Below are 20,543 nucleotides of genomic sequence, written 5' to 3'. Positions count from 1 at the left end.
TCACTTGCCGATGCGCTGAGAGTTCCGGGTCCAGAACCTGGAGCCAGGCAGAAGTACGCTTTGTACTCATTTCTCGGAGTTCCTATGTCAATCAGCAAGCAAATTTGACCCGCCTAGCGATGAAATCGGCGTTGAAGGTTGACCCTCGCCTTTTATGGTTTTTGCTGAACAGACCAAGAGTTAAACCGCATTTTCTTTTCGGACCCGGGATGCCGATGGTGGGTCAAATTGGAATGCCGATCAACAGCAAGGTGAGGGGAGGGCATTCACCCTCGTGGAGAATGGCTATTCACGCTCGACCCAGATTAGATCGGTCCCCTTTGTCCAGATATCCACACTCGCATACCTAATATGAATAATATGACTGAAGAATATATCCCGATCACGACTATGCACCCGTACCAGCGCTTGCTCAGTTATCCCGACAATAATCCTGAGCAGCAAGCGTATTACCGGCAGCAACTACAGCAACTAGGGGTCGAATGCTTACTGGCTGCAGGACCGGTACGGCTGGTCGGGTTACCCCTGCTGGGAGTCGGTTATTGCGGGCTGGTTATTGCCGGAATTTGGCACGGGCGAGCGGTAGCGATCAAGCTGCGCCGCCACAGCTGTCAGCAGGCCAATCTGAATGAGGAGGCGCGCATACTGCGGCAGGTGAATCTTCTCAACATAGGGCCACAGCTTCACTGTCAACAAGGCGATCTTCTGGTAATGGAGCGTTTGAGCGGTCAGCCTTTGGGGCTCTGGTTGCAGCATTTGAGCCCAGAAGACGCACCTGAATTACGCAGCGTGCTCCAGCGCTTACTCTGGCAGGGATTCTATCTCGACGCAGGGGGGATTGACCACGGTGCCCTGCGCTGTGCCGCCGAGCATGCTTTTATTGACGGTGAGCGGTTGACTCTAATCGACTTCAGCCATAGCAGCACCAACCGTAACCCTCACAATGTTACCTCGCTGGTCTCCGGGTTGTTTTGGGGGACCCGCTTAGCGCAAGACATTCGCAGAGTTCTGCTCCTGCCCGAGCGTGACGCCTTGTTGCCATTGCTGCGAGATTACAAAAAACAACCAGACCGTTGCAACTTTCAGGCATTATTGCATGCCCTCAGTCTGGATGAGCAGGATATCTTGAGAATGGGATAGGGTGTCTTATCAGACGGTCATTACTGGAGGTGGTGACTTTTTAGACCAGTTCGATCATCCCGATTTCTGGCTCATAAAACAATGCAGTGCAACTTATGACACCCACCGTAGAGATGAAGAAACATCAGCTATGGCCGGGGATTTATTTTGTTGCTAGTTTTGCAAAAGAAGGCTGGGCAATTCGATATTCGTTCCAAAAGTGAAATCCCAACTTTTGACAAAGCAAATCTGTACGATTTATCCTTGCTCAGGCATTATTACATTGTCGAGCTACTTGCAATAAAGCCCCAACCCGCAACGAACTAGGGGGGATCAAATTAATCCCCCCTAGCTTTACCTTCTTATTTAATCGGCATCACCGCTCATTCTGGCGAATGCATGACAATTGCTACAGGAGTTCGGCATGATGTCATAATCATGCGCCTTGGATTGGTCCGGGTTTTTGAGGATTGAACTCTGCCCAGGCCACACAATATCAAATACATGATTGCCAGAATTACCTTCAGCGACAGCAATCTTTCCTTGTTTGTCAAGCTTCAGGTGATACTGCGGATCATCGTTGAGGTCGAACAGTTTCCCGATCTTGGCCATGTGGCAAGAGGTACAACTACCCACTGGCATGTTACGGTCTTCAGGAGTGTACAGGGCGCCACCCATCGCGGCTTTTGCCTGCATGTGCTTAGCGACAGATTTTGCTACGCGACCTTTTGCCATGATGGCGGTAGTGGCATCCGCGGCAACACCTTTACCAGCTTTTGCAACTTTGAAACCAGCATCTACTTGCAGAGCGGCAACATCATCAATTGCGATGTCAGCAAATGCTCCCATGCCGGCATGGCAAGTCAGGCAGAGGGTATTATTTCTGTAAGCTGCGTTTGTAAAATCATAATCGGCAACTTTAATAGAGGCTGGGCCGCCATCAAGTGAATGGGAGTCGTGACAATCAAAGCAGGTCACTTTTTGCAGTGCGTTGTTAGCATGAACTGAACGGTTGAGTTCAGAATTCTGCATTGAGTGTGCACGGGCGTGAATCTGGTCAGGCCAAGTGTTGTAGGTCCCTTCCTTCCACTTGTTGTTGACGCTCGGCTTGTCGAAATTGAAGTAATAATCCTTCATTTCATAAACGCCAGGAACGAAGTAGCCATTACCAAGAGAGTCTTTGTTTTTAGCATTGTACGGGTACTTGTGCACTCCCATAGGGAATTCGCTCTTACCTGAGTGAGAACCGTGGCACTGGGCGCAGGTCTCGTTACTAGCTTTTGCCGTCAGGAATTGCGGAGAGATCAACTTGCTTTTATTTCCCTCTACAGCATGTTCAGACCCCGGTCCGTGGCAGCGTTCGCAAGTAATGTTCAAATCTTTGTATTCAAAAGCTGTGACCACAGATTTGCGCGGGTGCTTTGGCTCATCTTTGAAATTTTTAGTCTCGATCACTGTGCCTGTCGCATGACAGCCGGCACAACCCCGTGAAAGAGTATTCTCTGGCGGACACCAGTGAGAAGGTCCTTTCTGCCAGAACTTGGGAGTACCATAGTCGCCTTTTGCCAAGGCTTCGTCACCGAGCGGGGTGCCATCCTGCATAATATAAACTGGCATGTAGGCAACATAATCCTGCTTGGCTTTCTCAACCGGAACGCCATGATCTTCCATCCATTGCTTCAGGTAGGGAACATCCTGAACTCGTGCAAGGTAGCGCTGCTTCCCTTCACCGAAGTCATGATAGCGATCAGTTTTTACGTGCTTGGGGTCGGTATAGCCTTCGCCCCATTTGCCTTGACCGCCAATAGTGCCACCAACTGGAATCCAAACCGCATTTTCAGTTTTTCGGGAACAGTCCAACTGGCTTTCTTTGAGGGATTTATCATGATTGTCAGGGTAGAACTTGAACAGATAATCAATACCGTCTTTACCGTCTTCGGTACAGAGTGCGAGATTGACCAGACCGTGACCGTCCGCAGGATCCTGAACCATCAACAGCTTGCCTTTTGGATCGAGAGGCAGGTATTTCTGGCCTGGTTTCGGCCAGAGTTCAGGGTGGATCATCCGGCTGGTACCTTCGATGACCATCCGCGAATGAATACTCGCATTTGGGCTACCATCAAATGCTTTAAAGATTTCCGGCCATTGATCAGCGTGACAGGACTTGCAGGTATCCATACCGACATACTCTGCTTTGTTGCTTGGCCGGCCAGACAGGGTGATTTGAATATTTTTTATTTTTGCATCTTTGTCCACCTTGATCGATTTCAAGGTTTCGCTATCTAGGTAGGCGTCTGAAGGCGCAGCGGCCTGCAGATAAACATTACCCGCCGAGACTTTTTTGATTTTGAACTCGCCTTTTTTTGAAGTTGTTGCTTTCTGGCTTTGACCTTCGACGCTAACGGTTGCCCCGGATACGCCTTTCCCATTGACATCCAGAACCTTACCCGAAAGCGTTGCCGCGCCAACAACTGAACATTGAATAGCCATCAATGTCAGAGTGCACAATACCGCATAAAACCACTTCTTCATTTTTAACTCCTTGGCGGTTGAGATTATGTCACGTCAAGACCAATGATCCTGGCGACCGAAATAAGCCGTCTATCTTTAATTAACGGAAACTACTGTTTTGGTTTTCTGCATACATTTCAGATAAGTACGCTTTTAATAACATTAGAGAATGTACTTTTATTTATAGGCGAAATAGTTTACTTTGGAAAACGAGTAATATTCATCTACTCATGCGTATTCCGCATAATCCTGTTAGAGAGGCCTGTCGTCATGGAATCCAGCTACTTGAAAACTTTTGTTGAGGTTATCCAGACAGGAAGTTTCACTAAGGCAGCAGAGAAACTTTGCATTACTCAATCTGCTGTTTCCAGGCGCATCCAATACATGGAGAAACACTATGGATGCAGTTTGTTAGATAGGAGTGGCCCCCTACTTAAGCAAACTGAAAAAGGACAACGACTGCTTGCTAAGGCGACAAAAATTATTAAGATCGAGCAGGAGCTGGAACTTGACATGACACCTGCCGTAATTGACAGGTGTCTTTCTTTTATCAGCACACCAACGTTCGGAATGGCTTTTTTGCCGCAAATCATGTCCAGATTTGTCAGGAGTGAGGAGGAAATATCCAATCTTAGATTTTTTCAGGACATGCCGGAAGGAATCAGGGAAAGCCTCAGGCGAGGATTGTTTGAGGTTGCGGTGATAGAACACTGCGCCGATTTTGATTTGAGTGAATTTGAATCCGTACCGTTACAAGCGGATGATATGGTTTTTGCCGCTGCGAGCAATATTGATTTTTCCAGTGAGCATCCCCAACTGGAGGAATTATTCAAACATTCTTTTTTGAGTTGTGGCAACGGATGTTGTACCAGGGTTATTTTTGAGAGAAACCTCGATTCGCGTGGCTACACGAAGGAAAACTTCAAGCAGTTCATAGAGATTTCCGATCTGGATACGTTGCTCCAGTCTCTCGTCTCTGGGGTAGGAATAGCCTTTCTGCCCTTAGTTCTGATTAGTAATTTTGTTAAGAATGGACAACTGAAAACCTATCAATTCGACGATTTTGTGCATTATCGAAATCGCAGTCTCATCATTCCCTCCAAGGCTATGGATTGTGGTTTAGCCTGTCGATTTGCGGAACAAATAGTTGCGTATTTTGACGAAGAATGTTCTGCCCTTGCACAATAGTTGCCCCCTGGGTGAAAAAGGCATGTACGTGTGCAAAAAAAATATATGATTTACGCTTAGGCCTTTTTGGAATCAGTCGAATTTTATTCAATCTGGGTCACTGCTACACACTTGATCTCTCCCGCATTGTTTGGCGTGGTACATACGATGGTCGGCACAATCGATCAACATCTGTTCATTTGTCTGGCTATCAGGTTGCATACTGCACACGCCAATACTCAATGTTACAAATTTTCCAGAAGGTGATCCCGCGTGGAGAATCTTCTGTTGTTTTAAACTCGTCCGAATACGCTCTGCGACATGATGAGCATCACTGAGAGTTGTTTCTGGCAGTAGTGCCACAAATTCTTCACCACCATAACGAACTACAACGTCTTCAGGGCGCAGACAGGCGTGTTGAATGGTGTGTGCGATTTTGCACAAACAGACATCTCCTCGCGGGTGCCCGTAGGTATCGTTGTAGAATTTGAAGTGATCAACATCAATCATCAGAATCGCCAACGATTTCTTGTTGCGCCAGGCTCCTTTCCATAAGCTGGTCAAAATCTGATCAAAATATCGCCGATTACCCGTACCTGTCAAAGCATCAAGGTGGGCCAATCTAGACAGTTTCAGGTTGGCCTCTTGTAAGCCTCTTTGGGCTTCTTCCAATTCACGGTTGGCATTTGTCAGTTTAGCCTGTTTGTCTATAAGTGCCTGCTGAGAATGGCTGATTTTTTCAAACAAAGGCCTGAATTTAAGGATGCCGAAAAGCATCAACAGAGAGATAGAAAATCCTAGAATTTCGACTGTCATGTCACCGTTCATGCGGCCGTTGAGGACCTCAAGTAGTGATAATGTACGGCGTACACCTTGAATGATGAAAGCACTAGCTAATAGCAGCCAGGCAGTAAGAACACCGCTCGGACGTATAAGTCGGAGTGCCATCAATGCCGCGACAAACTGCAGCGCACAGGAAAGTGACATAATAAGCAACAAGGCACTATTTGGTTGAATCATTCCCTCCTCACAGCTTCAGAGCGACAACAACCGTTCTGTAATATTAGGCTGTACTTGAATATTTCAGTTATATCTAAGTAAGACACGATTTTGTATGCGGCTTTGCCCCTTGCGATTCAACTTCAATAGGTGACGTATCCCAGAAGTGTCAATTCGCTTCAGGATTTGCCTCTGCCCGACTGAGGCAAATACCCTTTAACAAGTCATCACTCATTCTTCTCAATACTGTGTGCTGTGCCGATGAGTCCTTTAGTTACCACATGGAAACTAAAGTTATTTATCTTCACCATTTAGGCACCGATGTTCATCAAGCAAGCTTAAAATGTCTTTCTGCGTTTTTGGCATAAGGCATGGCCAATAATCACTATTTCGTAAAATCATAAAGTCATCGAAAATATCTTTGGGGGGAGAATATTCATGACTCTCCTGCTCCATTAGGTCTCCTCCTTCCAAATGGGGGATAGGTTGAGAAATATAGGCTCCAGCTTTCATGTCACCTTCTGCTCAGCATGAATAAACATCCGCCGTAAGTAGGCGGAGAAAACTTTTTCCAAAATCGGTTGACTGCGAAAACCGATATGCCCGTCTGGCCGGATCAGGTACATACCACCAGAAAGAACTCCATAATGGCGATGCAGGACACCGTCCGCATCGAGAAGCAGTGAACCCTGCCATGGCAATGTCTCAGGGTGCGAGCCGCGGGGGACAACCACGTAAACCTCAATGCTCTGCCCATACTGCTTGCAGACAAGCTCACACACCGCGGCAAGAGCCCGTTCGGTATCAGTATTGGGGTTCGCTCCACTAAACAGAAAAAGCTTGTGCCTGGTCCCCTGTAGAAGCTCGAACAAACGCCGTCCGGAAGCACCATCCGGCCCTTGGAGGAGAAGGTCGGGCGCACGCTGCCCGGCTTTGGGAGCCGCGCCGAATTCAAGACAGGCGACTGTTGTCGGGATCTGTTTATCGGTGATATGCAGGCAAGAACCGAGCAATGGCATGTGATATTCCTCAACGATTGAACTTTGCTGATAGCTCAGATCAAGTTCGACCAGTCGCCGGGTGATACGCTGCTGGACCACCTCGAAATGCCCAAGCAGGGCTGCAGCCCGTTTGCGTAGTTGTCGAGAAACGGGGTGCCGGAACATCACTACCTTGGTGGCCCGCTCTGTTCCTCGCAGAGTGGCAGCAGCGATAGGGTAGCGTTCGTTGTGATAGGATTTCAGCAGCCATTCCCAAGCTTGGCGCTGAATGACCAGGGCGAGTTTCCAAGCCAGATTGTAGGCATCCTGGATGCCCATGTTCATTCCCTGCCCGCCCACCGGGCTGTAGGTATGGGCCGCATCGCCAGCCAGAAAACAGTGGCCAACCTGAAATTGGTGCGCCAAGCGGCGCTTGATCTGATAGTACGATACCCAAGTCGGCTCACCCATTGTCGCACCGGCCACCTCCATTTTTTGCAGAAAGTGCTGCACAAACTCCAGCGGCGGTCTTTTCGGAACTTGACCGAAAAATTCAATAATCAGCCGCCAATAACTCGTTTCCGGTAAAGGAAACGCGGCTAACAAGCCCTGCGCAGAGAGGAACTGATGCACTTCATCATCGGCCAGCTCCCACTGCATGCGGATATCGACCAACAGAAAAACCTGATGCCCTGTGATTTCTTCGCAGGAGACATCAAGCAGTTGCCCAACCGTACTGTCCATGCCGTCGCAGCCAATCAACCAGGGAGAGAGAATCGTCTCTTCCTGCCCCTGATACTGTAGGGTTGCGGCAACCCCCATTTGATCCTGCTGCAAGCGTAACAGGCTTTTCTGCCATTCGACCTCTCCCCCGAAATGGGCAAGACGATCGAGCAGCAGGGCCTCCAACTGACATTGTGGTAGAGTCAGGATAAATGGGTAAGGCGAATCAAGTTCATCGAACAGAAGTCGGGCGAGACGTTTATTGTCATGATAAAGATTGGCCTGATGAATTTTCCTGCCCAGGGCGAGAACTTCGTTGATAATCCCCATCCCCTCAAAAAGCTCTAGGGTTCTCGCCTGCACCGCAATCGCTCGGGACTCACCTGAGGGTCCGCTGCTCTGGTCAACAATCCGGCAAGGAATCCCATGACGGTAAAGCTCGCAAGCCATACTCAGGCCAACAGGCCCGGCTCCGACGATCAGCACTTTGGAATTTAGATCAACAAGACCAGACATTGGATCTATCCCTTGTCAGAACTTCCCTCTGTTGGCTCTCGTTGGCAGACTCCTCGCCCGGCAACAAGCGCTCTATGTTATCCGAGCATCTACTGGGATATTTCAGTTATATTTGAGTTTCAGTTCGACACGAGGCGTTGCCTGATGTGCCCCACCTTCAACCGGTGCCGTATCCCAGAAGTGTCGATTCGCTTCGCGAACCGCTTCTGTTCGACTGATACCGATATCCTTCAACATTTCATCGCTCATTGCGCGTAAGCCTGCACGCCCTGCTGACACCTCTCTCCAAAACAGAATTTGGGCCAACAGCGTGTCTGCGAATTGGTATCGCATCATTGGTACCCCCCCGCTATTTGGATTTATAGGCTATTGGTACGTACACTCTATGCGGCGCTTAAAAAGAAGGGGACAAACCAGAAATCACAAAGAGATAGTAACTCAGAACGAGAATAAAACAAGCAGGGATTTCATCTTTCCTTTTACAAAACAGCACGTTAACACGGGGCTCGTTCTGCCTGACAAACTACTGTTCTCCTCTCTATAACAAACACAATTTGAGAGCAACAACCTTCCTTTGTTTCGAACTTGTGAATGATATCACTCTAACGCGGTTGCTCCGGTTGATCAGCAAATGACTGGTTTTATTTGAGAGCGACAAAAAGGTGTCAAAGTGAGATTGGTAGCCTTTTCTCTCGGATTGAAGTAATTCCGCCGAACGCTAGAATAAGCGATGAGTTCACACATCCATTCTTTCATTGAATGTTGCTGTGAGGAAAATCTGTTTGATAAGTTGTTCAGGGTTATTCAGTAAAATTATTCTGTAAGATAATAAATTTTTATTTAACACCCCGTATTTCAACACACGCGAGCCAGTCAGCTGTCAAAACTAAGCAGAATTGAGGCATTTTCAGCTTTCCCCTCTTCAAAAAATCTTACCTGATTTTGGAAGGTCAATCCGCCCCTGATTTTTTCTTCATATGTCCTGCCATAACTCCCGATTTCAATGTTACTCAAACACAAACCTTTGGTCTTGAGCTGGTTCAGGATCAAAGGCAAGATTTCCAGCGATGCGGTATATGTCATGAACCTCAAGGCAAAACAAAAGACTTCTTCAGAACCCTAAAATGCCTGTAAGTCGCCTTATATCATAAGCTTGGCAAGTTGCCGGAACCTGAATATCTCCACAAATGCTGCTGGCACAGCCTCTTTTCAAGCCTCCTCTGGAAAGTAGGATTTGTCCAGTTTGAGCTAGGTGGCAGTTTCTTCAGCACAAAGAGTCATAAGCTGTTAGCTACTAATACGTCACAGGGTGGGTTGGTCAGAATGTCATGTGCGGTGCCACCAAGTTTATAGGGCATCAGCCTCGGTCGACTGTGGGCTCCGATTGAAATCAGTTCAGCATTAACATCTGCCGCTTCACGAAGGAGGCCATTATAGGTTTCTCCTTGGGCTAATCGATAATGAAAGTCTGGCTGTACGCTAGCCGTTTTTATTAGATCGGCGCTGTGATCATTGACAAATTTTTCTAATTTAGATTTTTCTGAGGTTTGAATTACATCCCCGGCATATTGGGAAATTTTGTCCCCGATGTAGGTATCTGGGATATTGTAGAAATGGACTAGGTTAAGGGTCCCTTTCGGGGCTAGCTTGAGGGCAAAGTGAAGCGCCTGGCTTGATCCAACAGAAAAGTCAGTGCCAACCAGGATGTTATTATACTCTCCCAGGGGCTTGTCTTTGACCATCAAAACCGGCAGAGTTCCCTTGCGGATAACTTTTTCTATTGTTGTTCCGACAAACTTGTCACGAAATTTTGATTTACCATGCATCCCCATGACAATAAGTTCAGCATAAACTTCATCTGCCAGTTTGGTGATTTCGACAAACGGTTCACGGTTTTCTTTCACCGTAACCGTGTATTCTACACTTGTCAGCTCTTTGTTGCTAGCTAAGTAGCTATCCAGTCTGTCTTTTACGTCTTTATTTGGGGGATTTCCAACTTTTGCCTTGCTGTCAGGCGGCGAAGGCTGACAAACATGAAGAATGTGAAGCGTGGTCGTTAGTGATAACGAGAGCTTGACTGCCCTCTCAAATGCGCGATCAGTTTCACCAGCAATGTCAGTTGCCAATAGAATGCTTCTCATCTCTTCCTCCCTTTTCTGCTGTCCTGGTGTAATGCAGAGCCGCCCTGACAGATCAGCCTTGGGTATCTGCCTACTCAAATATTATCAGAAAAACATATCACCGTCGGAAGTCTGAAATTTAAGGACAAGACTCTGATCATGAAGGGATCATTCGCCTCTGGAATCGAGGGTCAGAAATAATTTTCAGTATTGCTGTGGGGCCCCTTCAACCTGATACAATTTAGTTTAACTAGCTATTTTATCTCTTCGACTGCGTTCAGAAGATATGAGCGGCTATGATTGTAGTGAAGATCCTCAGCATTAACAAAAAAAGGTGCAAACGAAATGGCTGAGAAAAAGCTATCCATCTTTGAGCGATATCTGACTATTTGGGTGTTTTTTTGTATCGTCGGTGGGATTGTTTTAGGAAAAGCGGCTCCTGATGTTGCCACAAAGCTCAACGATTTTTCAATTTACCAAGTATCCATTCCCATTGCGGTCTGCCTGTTTTTTATGATGTATCCCATCATGGTTAAAATTGATTTTTCGCAAGTGATGAAATCTGCAAAAACCCCGAAACCGGTGCTCCTAACTCTATTTATAAATTGGGCGATCAAACCCTTTACAATGTTTCTAATCGCCTATTTCTTCTTGGGCTATTTGTTTAAGGATTTATTGCCTGGCACAGAAATCCTTGCAAATGGTGAAGAAGTAGAGTTATGGCGCAGCTATATTGCAGGAACAATCCTGCTTGGGATCGCACCCTGTACGGCGATGGTCCTGATGTGGGGATACCTCGCAAAAGGCAACGACGGCTTAACCTTGGTGATGGTGGCAATCAACTCCTTGATGATGCTTTTTCTCTATGGCCCCTTGGGCGGGGTACTGCTGAACGTAAATTCCATGCCAGTGCCGTGGCAAACGATGCTTTTCTCAGTCTCAATTTATGTCGCACTCCCTTTGGTTGCCGGTTATTGGTCGAGAAAACTTATCATTAAATCCAAGGGGGTGGACTGGTTCAACGATAAGTTTCTCCATTGGCTTACCCCCATCAGTATTACTGCGCTTCTGCTGACTTTGGTTTTGCTGTTCTCCTTCAAGGGGGAAGTCATCATCAGTAATCCGCTGACGATTCTGTGGATCGCCATTCCCCTTATTATCCAGACCGTCTTTATTTTTTCCATTGGTTATTTTGTTTTCGCCAGATGGCTGAAACTTTCCTACCATGATGCAGCTCCAGCCGCCATGATTGGTGCCTCTAATCATTTTGAGGTGGCGATAGCAACGGCGATCCTTCTGTTCGGATTATCATCGGGAGCTGCATTAGCCACCGTGGTGGGTGTTTTAATTGAAGTCCCTTTGATGCTAATGCTTGTGTCTCTATGCAAAAGAACATGTCATTTATTCAATGATTGCCATTTGGACTATCCAAAATGTAAGGCAATGAATTTGGGAAAAGATGGATCACCGTCAATCGAGTAGACATTTTACAGTCTGAAAACCAGTAAGTTGCCCCCCGTGACAAACAGGCCGCTACCTTTTCCGGGTGGCAGATTCTCCTCCTGACGGAGCTTCGGCTTCCGTGTAAGGCCATGGGAACCCCTTGGAAAGAATATAATTAAGGGCATCAACGCCCAACGCTAATCGCCGAAGCAGAACATGCATGACAGAATTAAACCAATGGGGTCTACCATCGAATTCTGTAGATGGAAGAGCCGCTGCCATTCCCCAGTGTTGATCGGCATTCCAATTTGACCCACCATCGGCATCCCAGGTCTGAGATGAAAATACGGCTTAACCCTAGGTCAGTTTGTAGCAGAAACTATAAATGGCTAGGGTCAACCTTCGACGCCTATTTCATCGCCAGGCGGGTCACATTTGCATGCTGATTGACACCTTGTACCAACCGCGAGATTAACTCTCCGGCGCCTGATTTCAACTGCTTTTTTCACCTGACAAAAATCTATGTACATATTTAGGCTTTATAGAAAACAACGCTTCTTGCATTAAAGGCATTCCTGTTTATTGTAAGTTTTGGGCAGACACGGCACGCTCGCCCCAACACTGTACCGCAATATTTGCACCTTGATTGGACAGTGACTGCCAGATCTAAGTAGAACCACTTTTACTATGTGTATATACCTTTGATCGGGCGAATCCTGGCGACAGTACGCACCCTATTTTCAGTTCTCGGCGTTCCCGCCAAAACTCATCCAGAAATACATCGAAATTGCTCTTGGGTTGGCTCTAGGTTGGTTCTTAACACTGAATAACCCTTGTCTCTGGTAGTACGCAGGTAGGATGCAATTGATGATGCCTTGTTGGTTCCGTTCCGGGAAATGGCTTTGGGGGCTTGTCCGACGCACTGCTAGAATATTCTATGATTGTAGGCAGCCAAATTGATAGATTTGATGTGCTGAACTGGGATTTGAAGCGGAATATGTGCTGACTTAATGTCAGCGGCGCGGACATGACTTTTTGCCGATGAGAATGGCAATGGGTTGACATACCCAAGAGGACCTTACCCGGAATTTATTCGCTATTAAAAGGGGCGAGCAACCGATAGGTTACTCGCCCCTCCCCCCCTCCGGACTGAGTTGTTTATCCGGTGGTTTTCTCTGCTCTGCTAGTGGATCGAATAGGAACAGACCTGCCAAAGTCCATTAACTTGATGAACGAGCATCGTTTCATCCGCAATCGCTTTATGTTCCGTTTTTACCTCGAAGATGATAACTCGATAGTCATCGTCTGGCAGGTAGGCTATACGTGTTTTCGTGCGCAAGCGGTTCAGTTTGCGCGTCATCACTTTGCCCAGCACACGTTGCGAGCGCTCTGCACGAGCAATCCATTCCTGCTCTGCGTTGGCCCGTTGTAGCAGTGGCGAACCCATCCAGTAGGCTGCTGGCAAATTCTGCTCGTCTATGAGTGAAGCAAAGCTGAATGCTGCTGCAAGTGCCTGGCTGTCAATTTCGTCACCAACACTGAATGTTGGTAGCAAAAGAAGCAGACAGAGCCCCAACAGTAAACTTTTCATGTGTCCCCCGCCGTTAAAGATTTAAGGTGAAGATAACAGGTGGGTCTGACATGAATCTGACACGCTCTGATTAAAGGGTCTTTTTAGCGCGGCTTGGAAATGGATGCGTTGTTGGGGGTGGTGAGTTCTCGGCCCAATATCGCCAGTTTACGTTCTTCTCCCCAGCGATAGCCGCCCAAGGAGCCATCACCGCGCAGCACCCGGTGGCAGGGGATCAGGTAGCCGATCGGATTTTGGCCAAGGGCTGTGCCGACAGCGCGACTGGCCGTTGGTTGCCCGAGTTGTTTGGCCAGGTTGCCGTAGGAGGTGATTGTGCCCGGCGGGATCTGCAGTAGCGCCTGCCAGACCTTGAGCTGGAAATTGGTACCACGTAGCAGCAGCAGCGGCAACGAAGGCTTGTCTTCGGCCGGCGCTGAAAAAATCTGCTGAACAACAGCGGCGGTCTTCCTGGCTTCTACTTGCAGCTGTGCTTTGGGCCAGGCCTGCTGGATCCGTTGCGGGATGGTTTTTTCCTTCTCGGGGGTGACGAATTCCAGGCGGCAGATCCCTCTTTCTGTCAAGCCGATCAGGCAATCACCAAAGGGGGTAGGGTGCCGTCCGTAGTGGATAGTAATCCCCATTCCGCCTGATTTGTATTCACCAGGGGTGACTGCTTCGGCATTGATTAACAGGTCATGTAAGCGCCCCGGTCCGCTGAGGCCAACGGCCAGGCTGGTTTCCAGTACTGATGCCGATTGGAGGAGTAGGCTTTTGGCATGCTCGCAGGTCAGATGTTGCAGGAAACGTTTGGGACTGACTCCCGCGAAGCGTTTGAAGAGCCGTTGAAAATGATGGGGGCTCAGACCGACCTGTCTTGCGGCTTCGTCGAGCGAGGGTTGATCGAGGGCCGATTGATGCAAAAAATGAATTGCCTCGGCTATCCGCTGGTAGTCCTGGTCTGCCATCCCCTTCTCCCATCATTGTGAGTAGTGAGCCTAGCATCGTATAAACGGTCAGCCAACCCGATTCTTGTTATAATGTTCGGAGTGCCAGTCGCGGAGGTAGATTATGCCCTATATTCATATCAAGTCCCTGCCGTTTGAAGAGCCAAAACCGATCAGTGATATTCTTTGTCGTGTCAACCGGGACTTTGCGCTCCGGGTGGATGTCCCGTTGGAACATGTCCATTCAACTTGGGAGTACTTTCAGCCGGGCCATTTTGCCAAGGGCGATGTCTCTCCCAAATGTCAACCGGACGGTTTCCACTCGCTCTTGGTCACGCTTGTAACTCCCAATTATAATGATGTTTCGACCTGCGGTATGATGCTTGAGGTCTTGGCGGCCTGTTTGGCAAAGCATACCAAAATTCCGCTACGGAAGATTTTTATCTGTCATCGTCAAGTTCGTTCGGGGATGGTGTTTGATGATGGGGAGCTTGTCTATTGGTAGCGGAAGGTGGGTGGCGCTGTCTTCTGGTCGAACCGCTACATTTTTTTCTTGCGCTTTGTGCCGTTTTTGCGGTAGAAAACTTTTCCTGCTGCACACTGGCAGGGCACACTTAACGAATTTTATCGCATAGTTTGATTCAGCTTTCACGCTGAAGGCAGTAATGTGGTGTGCAGATACAGAACATTAAGTAGCGTCCTGCGGGTACATTTCCCGCAGGGACTTAGAACTTTAAGTCCCTATCGTCTAGCCTGGCCCAGGACACCGCCCTTTCACGGCGGCGACGGGGGTTCGAATCCCCCTGGGGACGCCAAAGAAAAACAGCCTCTTCCGTTTTGCGGGAGAGGCTGTTTGCTTTTCCACTCACCACGTTTTATGCTGCTTGCTGTCACTATGAGGTTCTTTTATGTCCCAAACCGAGACAATTGTTGAGATTTTTTCCGATGGCGCCTGCTCAGGTAATCCCGGACCCGGTGGCTATGGGACTATTTTGCGTTTTGGGAACAATGTCAAAGAGCTTTCCGGTTATGATCCCGATACGACCAACAACCGAATGGAGTTGCTCGGAGCGATCGCCGGTCTAGAGTCTCTTCAGCGCGCCTGTCGGGTGCGAATGACCACCGACTCCCAATATTTGGTTAAAGGTATGACCGAGTGGATTGAGGGGTGGCAACGCAAAGGGTGGAAAAATTCAAAAAAAGAAACAGTTGCCAATCGAGACCTCTGGGAGCGTCTGCTCGCACAAAGTGCTATCCACCAACTTGAGTGGCTTTGGGTACGAGGGCATGACGGCCACGTTGAAAATGAGCGCTGTGATGAGTTGGCACGTGCGGCGATCATCGATGGTCAGACAAATTTACCATAGAATTACAGCAGGTTATGATTATTATTCCGCCTGGATTTTTTGCTTTTTACCGATGGCTATGATATCGTTTATGTTCGTTTAAATTCTTTTTTCTGCTGTGTAATTTAATTCAATATCTGCTCCCGTTGCGATGTCATTCAGTTGTTTTTTTTGAATCCGATTGCTATCAAGTATTAGGGAGTCCCTGTTGCCTGCCGACGTTTCAACTCTTGCGCTAACCTCCCAACAGCAGCCCACCCCTGAGGCTTTGCTGTCGTTGGCACTCTACGTTCTTATTGCCACCGGCCTGATCCTGTTCTTGATGCTTTTGGCCCGCTATCTTGGCCAGCGAACTTCCACCGAAGTAAAAGACCAGCCCTACGAATCGGCCGTGTTGCCGACTGGAGATTCCCGTTTGCGGGAACCGGTCCCTTTCTATCTGGTCGCCATCTTTTTTATTGTTTTCGATCTCGAAGCGGTCTTTGTCTTTTCCTGGGCGGTGGCTTACGATCTGCTCGGCTGGGCCGGTTTTTGGCAAATCAGTTTTTTTATCGTTATCCTCTTTCTCGGTCTGGTTTACCTGTGGAAAATGGGTGGGCTTGAGTGGGGGACGACCAGCGTGCGCGAACGAGTTATGGCCCGGAGGCGAGGATGAGCGAAGAGTTGCCGCAGGGCGTTATTCTGACCAAGTTGGACGATCTGATCAATTGGGGGCGCAAGAACAGCCTCTGGCCGATGTTCTTCGGTCTGTCCTGTTGTTTTGTCGAGATGATGACCAGTATGACCTCGCGGCATGATCTGGCGCGCTTTGGTGCCGAGGTGTTGCGTGGTACGCCGCGCGAATCGGATCTGATGATCATCTCCGGGACGCCGTTTAAAAAGATGGGTGCGTCGATCCTGCGCGTTTACGAGCAGATGCCGAACCCCAAGTGGGTGATGTCGATGGGCAGCTGCGCCAACTCCGGCGGCATGTATGATGTTTACAGCGTCATCCAGGGGGTCAACCAGATTCTGCCGGTCGATGTTTATGTGCCCGGCTGTCCGCCGCGGCCAGAAGCCTTTTTGCAGGGCTTGATCGAATTGCAAAAGAAGATCGTTAACGAGGAACAGCCGGCACGTAAGGTCTTAGGTATGCAGGGCGGCAGCGAGGGCACCAGCGTGCCGGTGTTGGTCGATGGACAGACGAAAAGTCGCGACCCGCGCGGCCCCGGTTATGGCAACAGCGCCATCCGCGGCAGTTCGCAACAAGCGCCAGCCTTCTTTGGCGACCGCAGCAAGCAGAACTGGCGACCGCCGCAACCCCGGCAGGTTCTGCCCGATAACACCGAGCAGCTGTATCGAGAGGTGCAGGAACGCTTTGCCGGCCAGGTGACGCACGATCCCCTGGCTGCCGACATGCCGGTGCTGACGGTTCCGGCAGAACTGCTCTGTGACCTGCTCTCATTTCTCAAGCACGAGAGCCCGCAGAAATACCGCCGTCTGGAAGATTTAACCGCAATTGATGAACGGCATCGGCGGCAGGCTCCCGCGCATCAGTTCACCATGGTTTACCATCTGCTTAATTTTGAAACACCCGGCTATCTGCGCATCAAGGTGCCGCTTTTCGGTGAGTTTCCGGAAGTGCCGAGCATCACCCGCATCTGGCCTTCGGCCGGCTGGTATGAGCGCGAAGTCTTCGATATGTTCGGTATCCGTTTTAGCGAGCATCCTGACTTGCGGCGCATCCTGATGCCGCCAACCTGGGAGGGCCATCCGTTACGTAAGGAATATCCATCGCGCGCCACCGATATGGCTCCCTTTACCGTCGATACTGCCGCTCAGTACGTTCCGCTGGATGGAGAAAAATTGGTGCCTCTCGAAGGCGCTGACGACGGCAGCATGGTGCTGAATATGGGGCCGCATCATCCCGGCACCCACGGGGTGCTGCGACTGATTTTGCGGTTGCACGGCGAGGATGTTTCCGATCTTGATGTCGATCTCGGCTATCACCATCGCGGCGCGGAAAAGATTGGCGAGCGTCAGCACTGGGCGCAGTATATTCCCTACACCGACCGGATCGATTACCTCTCCGGGGTGCAGAATAATCTCTCTTACCTGCAGTCACTGGAAACCATGCTCGGTGTCGAGGTGCCCAAGCGGGCTCAGTACATCCGGGTTATGCTGTGCGAACTGTTCCGTATCTCCAACCACCTGGTCTGGCTCGGCTCCTTCGCCCACGATGTCGGGGCGATGACGCCGGTTTTCTACTGTTTCGAGTCGCGGGAAAAGATCTTCGAGTTTATCGAAATGGTCACCGGCGGGCGCATGCATCCGGCCTGGTTCCGCATCGGTGGTCTGCCGCTCGATCTGCCCGAAGGTTGGCAGCAGCAGCTCGCCGCCTTTACCGATAGTTTCGCCCGGGAGATCGACGAACTCGACAGCATGTTGACCGATGGCACCGTGTTTCGCGCTCGCACCGAGGGGGTCGGTGTTGTCAGTCTCGAAGAGGCTTTGGACTGGGGTTTCAGTGGCCCAAACTTGCGCGCTTGCGGCAGTGACTGGGATCTGCGCCGCAGTATGCCCTACAGTGGCTATGAGAATTTTGACTTCGAAGTCGCCTCGGCGAACAATGGCGATTGTTTCGATCGCTATCGGGTCCGGCTGGAAGAATTGCGTCAGTCGTTGCGCATCGTCAAGCAGGCAGCCAGTTCGTTGCCGGGCGGCCGCTGGATGAGCGATGACTACCGCTACTGCTATCCGCAGCGGCAGGATGGCTTGCGCGACATTGAGAGTCTGATTCACCACTTCGTTAATGTCAGCAGCGGTCCGGCCGCGCCCGTTGGTGAATGCTACCGGGCGACCGAGTCGAGCAAAGGGGAATGCGGCTATTATCTGGTCAGCGATGGCGGCAGTCATGCCTACCGTTGCCGGATCCGTACGCCATCGTTCCCGCATATGCAGGCGATGACCTGGGTTAACCAGGGGGTGTTGCTGTCGGATCTGATCGCTAATATTGGGTCGATAGATTTCATTCTCGCCGATCTCGACAGGTAGGGGGGAGGGGCCGATCAATCAACCCCATCTGCTTTGGTGGGAGGGGCCGATGAAACGACTCCACCTGCTGCGTTATGCTGGTGTCGCGATCCTCGACGTAGCGTTGCTACGCCTGCGGTCGCGACCCTGCGCAAGCCTTGCATCTGGTGCCGTTTGATCGGACCTGTGGGCGATTGTTCATCAAGTATAGAACCTATAAATCGTGAACTATGTATTTGTGTGAACGTTATGTGGCTTAAATAAGGACGTTTGATGGCGCTTGAAGAAAAAATAGATCAGATTGGCTTGCTTGACGAGGAAGAGCTGATGGCCTTCATTCAGCATGCGGGAGAGCTTGAACACCCGCGTGAGATGATCATCGATGTGCTGCGTGCGATCCAGAAAAATCATGGTTGGGTGCCGGACGCTGGGGTTGAGTTGACGGCGACGATTCTTGGTCTGACGCCGATCGAAGTTGAGGAACTGGCCACCTTTTACGATAAGATTTTCCGCCAGCCGGTCGGTCGTTACCCGATCCATATCTGCGATTCGATCTGCTGCTGGACGCGTGGCGGCGAGGAGATTGCCGCACACCTGCAGAGCTCCCTTGGCATCGCTCTCGGGCAGACGACCGCCGATGGTCTCTTTACGCTGTTGCCGAGCTGCTGTCTCGGTGCCTGTGGACGGGCTCCGGCGGTGATGATCGGCCAGCGCTTTTATTGTTTTTTGACCACTGCAAAGGTTGATGAAATCATTGCTGAATTGCGTCGGGAGGCCTCCGCGTGAGCACTGAGCAGCTGCTATTTAAAAACCGCCGCCCCGGCGAGACGGTTTTCCTCGATGGTTATCGGGCCACCGGTGGTTACCAGGGGTTGGAAAAGGCCCTGAAAACCATGACGCCGGAGGAGATCCGCCTGCTGGTCAAGGATTCGAACCTGCGTGGTCGAGGCGGTGCCGGTTTTCCGACCGGGGTCAAGTGGACCTTCTTTCCCGCCGCCAAGCCGGGGCCGAAATATCTGGTTTGCAACTGCGACGAGATGGAGCCGGGGACCTACAAGGATGGTGAACTGCTGGCCGCCGATCCGCATCAGTTGGTCGAGGGGATGATCCTTTCCGCCTACGCCCTGCAGACCGATGTCGGTTACATCTTTATCCGCTATGCTTATGAGCAGCAGGCACAATATCTGCGTCGGGCGATCGCCGAAGCGACGGCGGCCGGCTATATCGGCAAGAATATTCTTGGCAGTGGCTTCGATTTTGAACTGCACGTGCACGGCAGCGCCGGGCGCTACATTCTTGGTGAAGAGACAGCGCTACTCAACGGCCTGGAGGGCAAACGTCCAAATCCGCGTTTGAAGCCGCCGTTTCCAGCGACCCGCGGCCTGTTCGGGCGACCGACGACGGTGAACAATGTTGAGACGATCGCCAATATCCCGCATATCGTCACCGGCGGCGCGCACTGGTTTCGCGAGTTGGCCATCACTCCGGGCAGCTCCGGGACCAAACTCTACGGTCTGTCCGGGCATCTGAACATCACCGAATGTTTTGAACTGCCGGTTGGAATTTCGCTGCAGGAAATCGTTGAAATTTACGGCGGTGGGGTTTGGCAGGGACGCAAGTTCAAAGCCTGTCTGCCGGGCGGTGCTTCGACGCCCTATCTGACGGCTGCCCATATGGACGTGGCGCTTGATTTTGACAGTTTGGAGAAGGTCGGTAGCCGCTATGGGACCGCCGGGGTGACAGTCTTCGATGACCGGACCTGCATGGTTGCCGCAACCCTTAACCTGATCCGTTTTTTCGCCCGCGAAAGCTGCGGCTGGTGCAGTCCCTGCCGCGATGGACTGAGCATGGTGCAGTGGCTTTTGGAAACCATCGAAAGCGGGCAGGGGACAGAGGAACATTTAGCGCTGCTCAAAGAGCAGTTGCAGAATATCAGCGGCAACAGTTTTTGCGCGCTGGCCGAAGGGGCGATGGGTCCGGTTGCCGGACTGCTGAGCCACTTTGAACAGGAAATCATCGACCATATCGAAAAAGGGCGCTGCCCGTTGCGGAAGTAGTTCGTAGGGGCGACCTACAGGTCGCCCGCAGATGAC

At 50.3% G+C, this 20,543-nt stretch carries 18 protein-coding genes and 1 tRNA gene; 10 read left to right on the top strand and 9 right to left on the bottom strand.

Going from position 1 to position 20,543, the window contains the following annotated elements:
* Positions 1-351: 351 nt before the first annotated feature.
* Entirely contained in the window at positions 352-1,140 is a 789-nt protein-coding gene (locus ACZ5PT_RS01975; protein WP_464265134.1) for a serine/threonine protein kinase, read from the top strand.
* 345 nt (positions 1,141-1,485) lie between these two features.
* Here ACZ5PT_RS01975 and ACZ5PT_RS01970 read toward each other — a convergent pair whose 3' ends face one another.
* Positions 1,486-3,651, bottom strand: coding sequence for a carboxypeptidase regulatory-like domain-containing protein (locus tag ACZ5PT_RS01970; protein WP_464265133.1), 2,166 nt, complete (start codon positions 3,649-3,651; stop codon positions 1,486-1,488).
* 249 nt (positions 3,652-3,900) lie between these two features.
* On the opposite strand from ACZ5PT_RS01970, the gene ACZ5PT_RS01965 reads away from it, so the two are divergent.
* Positions 3,901-4,818: a multiheme cytochrome-associated LysR family transcriptional regulator gene (locus ACZ5PT_RS01965; protein WP_464265132.1), complete on the top strand. Its 918-nt coding sequence runs from the start codon at positions 3,901-3,903 to the stop codon at positions 4,816-4,818.
* Positions 4,819-4,905: 87 nt separating this feature from the next.
* Here ACZ5PT_RS01965 and ACZ5PT_RS01960 read toward each other — a convergent pair whose 3' ends face one another.
* The 6 genes from ACZ5PT_RS01960 to ACZ5PT_RS01935 all read right to left on the bottom strand — a co-directional run bounded on the left by ACZ5PT_RS01960 (position 4,906) and on the right by ACZ5PT_RS01935 (position 10,156).
* Positions 4,906-5,817, bottom strand: coding sequence for a GGDEF domain-containing protein (locus tag ACZ5PT_RS01960; protein ID WP_464265131.1), 912 nt, complete (start codon positions 5,815-5,817; stop codon positions 4,906-4,908).
* 273 nt (positions 5,818-6,090) lie between these two features.
* Complete coding sequence (locus ACZ5PT_RS01955; RefSeq protein ID WP_464265130.1) at positions 6,091-6,309, bottom strand: hypothetical protein; 219 nt, start codon at positions 6,307-6,309, stop codon at positions 6,091-6,093.
* Positions 6,306-8,015, bottom strand: a complete 1,710-nt coding sequence (locus tag ACZ5PT_RS01950; protein ID WP_464265129.1) for an FAD-dependent monooxygenase — start codon at positions 8,013-8,015, stop codon at positions 6,306-6,308. Before ACZ5PT_RS01950 ends, ACZ5PT_RS01955 begins: the two co-directional genes overlap by 4 nt.
* A 102-nt stretch (positions 8,016-8,117) precedes the next feature.
* Positions 8,118-8,351, bottom strand: a complete 234-nt coding sequence (locus tag ACZ5PT_RS01945) for a DUF1127 domain-containing protein (protein ID WP_464265128.1) — start codon at positions 8,349-8,351, stop codon at positions 8,118-8,120.
* A gap of 537 nt (positions 8,352-8,888) precedes the next feature.
* Positions 8,889-9,098 carry a hypothetical protein gene (locus tag ACZ5PT_RS01940; RefSeq protein ID WP_464265127.1) on the bottom strand — a complete coding sequence of 70 codons (210 nt, stop codon included), beginning with the start codon at positions 9,096-9,098 and terminating at the stop codon, positions 8,889-8,891.
* 194 nt (positions 9,099-9,292) lie between these two features.
* Complete coding sequence (locus ACZ5PT_RS01935; RefSeq protein WP_464265126.1) at positions 9,293-10,156, bottom strand: universal stress protein; 864 nt, start codon at positions 10,154-10,156, stop codon at positions 9,293-9,295.
* A gap of 324 nt (positions 10,157-10,480) precedes the next feature.
* Here ACZ5PT_RS01935 and arsB point away from each other — a divergent pair, with 324 nt between their 5' ends.
* Complete coding sequence (arsB, locus tag ACZ5PT_RS01930; RefSeq protein WP_464265125.1) at positions 10,481-11,617, top strand: ACR3 family arsenite efflux transporter; 1,137 nt, start codon at positions 10,481-10,483, stop codon at positions 11,615-11,617.
* 1,144 nt (positions 11,618-12,761) lie between these two features.
* On the opposite strand, the gene ACZ5PT_RS01925 is transcribed toward arsB, so the two are convergent.
* Complete coding sequence (locus tag ACZ5PT_RS01925; RefSeq protein WP_464265124.1) at positions 12,762-13,169, bottom strand: DUF4019 domain-containing protein; 408 nt, start codon at positions 13,167-13,169, stop codon at positions 12,762-12,764.
* Between the two features lie 83 nt (positions 13,170-13,252).
* A complete protein-coding gene (locus tag ACZ5PT_RS01920) occupies positions 13,253-14,113 on the bottom strand; it encodes a methylated-DNA--[protein]-cysteine S-methyltransferase (protein ID WP_464265123.1) in 861 nt (286 codons plus the stop codon).
* 103 nt (positions 14,114-14,216) lie between these two features.
* Between ACZ5PT_RS01920 and ACZ5PT_RS01915 the strand changes: the two genes are divergently transcribed.
* From ACZ5PT_RS01915 to nuoF, 7 genes are all read left to right on the top strand, one after another.
* Complete coding sequence (locus ACZ5PT_RS01915) at positions 14,217-14,597, top strand: hypothetical protein (protein ID WP_464265122.1); 381 nt, start codon at positions 14,217-14,219, stop codon at positions 14,595-14,597.
* A 232-nt stretch (positions 14,598-14,829) separates the two neighbouring features.
* Positions 14,830-14,907 (top strand) — tRNA-Glu (locus tag ACZ5PT_RS01910).
* 93 nt (positions 14,908-15,000) lie between these two features.
* A complete protein-coding gene (rnhA, locus tag ACZ5PT_RS01905) occupies positions 15,001-15,459 on the top strand; it encodes a ribonuclease HI (protein WP_464265121.1) in 459 nt (152 codons plus the stop codon).
* 184 nt (positions 15,460-15,643) lie between these two features.
* A complete protein-coding gene (locus ACZ5PT_RS01900; protein WP_464266699.1) occupies positions 15,644-16,093 on the top strand; it encodes an NADH-quinone oxidoreductase subunit A in 450 nt (149 codons plus the stop codon).
* Entirely contained in the window at positions 16,090-18,471 is a 2,382-nt protein-coding gene (locus ACZ5PT_RS01895; protein ID WP_464265120.1) for an NADH-quinone oxidoreductase subunit B/C/D, read from the top strand. The genes ACZ5PT_RS01900 and ACZ5PT_RS01895 overlap by 4 nt, the downstream gene beginning before the upstream one ends.
* A 252-nt stretch (positions 18,472-18,723) precedes the next feature.
* A complete protein-coding gene (gene nuoE, locus ACZ5PT_RS01890; protein ID WP_464265119.1) occupies positions 18,724-19,236 on the top strand; it encodes an NADH-quinone oxidoreductase subunit NuoE in 513 nt (170 codons plus the stop codon).
* On the top strand, positions 19,233-20,507 hold the full coding sequence (gene nuoF / locus ACZ5PT_RS01885) for an NADH-quinone oxidoreductase subunit NuoF (RefSeq protein ID WP_464265118.1): 1,275 nt from the start codon (positions 19,233-19,235) through the stop codon (positions 20,505-20,507). The genes nuoE and nuoF overlap by 4 nt, the downstream gene beginning before the upstream one ends.
* Positions 20,508-20,543: the final 36 nt, after the last annotated feature.

The sequence above is a fragment of the Desulfuromusa ferrireducens genome, assembly GCF_055389805.1.
Note: the sequence above shows the minus strand (reverse complement) of the source record. Positions and strands in the feature narration are given on the sequence as shown.

What these genes read in the sequence shown, in the direction of transcription:
- ACZ5PT_RS01950 (WP_464265129.1), bottom strand. Translation starts at nt 8,015, where the DNA reads ATGTCTGGTCTTGTTGATCTAAATTCCAAAGTGCTGATCGTCGGAGCC.
- ACZ5PT_RS01895 (WP_464265120.1), top strand. Translation starts at nt 16,090, where the DNA reads ATGAGCGAAGAGTTGCCGCAGGGCGTTATTCTGACCAAGTTGGACGAT.
- ACZ5PT_RS01970 (WP_464265133.1), bottom strand. Translation starts at nt 3,651, where the DNA reads ATGAAGAAGTGGTTTTATGCGGTATTGTGCACTCTGACATTGATGGCT.
- rnhA (WP_464265121.1), top strand. Translation starts at nt 15,001, where the DNA reads ATGTCCCAAACCGAGACAATTGTTGAGATTTTTTCCGATGGCGCCTGC.
- ACZ5PT_RS01940 (WP_464265127.1), bottom strand. Translation starts at nt 9,098, where the DNA reads ATGACATATACCGCATCGCTGGAAATCTTGCCTTTGATCCTGAACCAG.
- ACZ5PT_RS01925 (WP_464265124.1), bottom strand. Translation starts at nt 13,169, where the DNA reads ATGAAAAGTTTACTGTTGGGGCTCTGTCTGCTTCTTTTGCTACCAACA.
- ACZ5PT_RS01935 (WP_464265126.1), bottom strand. Translation starts at nt 10,156, where the DNA reads ATGAGAAGCATTCTATTGGCAACTGACATTGCTGGTGAAACTGATCGC.
- ACZ5PT_RS01915 (WP_464265122.1), top strand. Translation starts at nt 14,217, where the DNA reads ATGCCCTATATTCATATCAAGTCCCTGCCGTTTGAAGAGCCAAAACCG.
- ACZ5PT_RS01965 (WP_464265132.1), top strand. Translation starts at nt 3,901, where the DNA reads ATGGAATCCAGCTACTTGAAAACTTTTGTTGAGGTTATCCAGACAGGA.
- ACZ5PT_RS01955 (WP_464265130.1), bottom strand. Translation starts at nt 6,309, where the DNA reads ATGAAAGCTGGAGCCTATATTTCTCAACCTATCCCCCATTTGGAAGGA.
- nuoE (WP_464265119.1), top strand. Translation starts at nt 18,724, where the DNA reads ATGGCGCTTGAAGAAAAAATAGATCAGATTGGCTTGCTTGACGAGGAA.
- arsB (WP_464265125.1), top strand. Translation starts at nt 10,481, where the DNA reads ATGGCTGAGAAAAAGCTATCCATCTTTGAGCGATATCTGACTATTTGG.
- ACZ5PT_RS01920 (WP_464265123.1), bottom strand. Translation starts at nt 14,113, where the DNA reads ATGGCAGACCAGGACTACCAGCGGATAGCCGAGGCAATTCATTTTTTG.
- ACZ5PT_RS01945 (WP_464265128.1), bottom strand. Translation starts at nt 8,351, where the DNA reads ATGATGCGATACCAATTCGCAGACACGCTGTTGGCCCAAATTCTGTTT.
- ACZ5PT_RS01960 (WP_464265131.1), bottom strand. Translation starts at nt 5,817, where the DNA reads ATGATTCAACCAAATAGTGCCTTGTTGCTTATTATGTCACTTTCCTGT.
- ACZ5PT_RS01975 (WP_464265134.1), top strand. Translation starts at nt 352, where the DNA reads ATGAATAATATGACTGAAGAATATATCCCGATCACGACTATGCACCCG.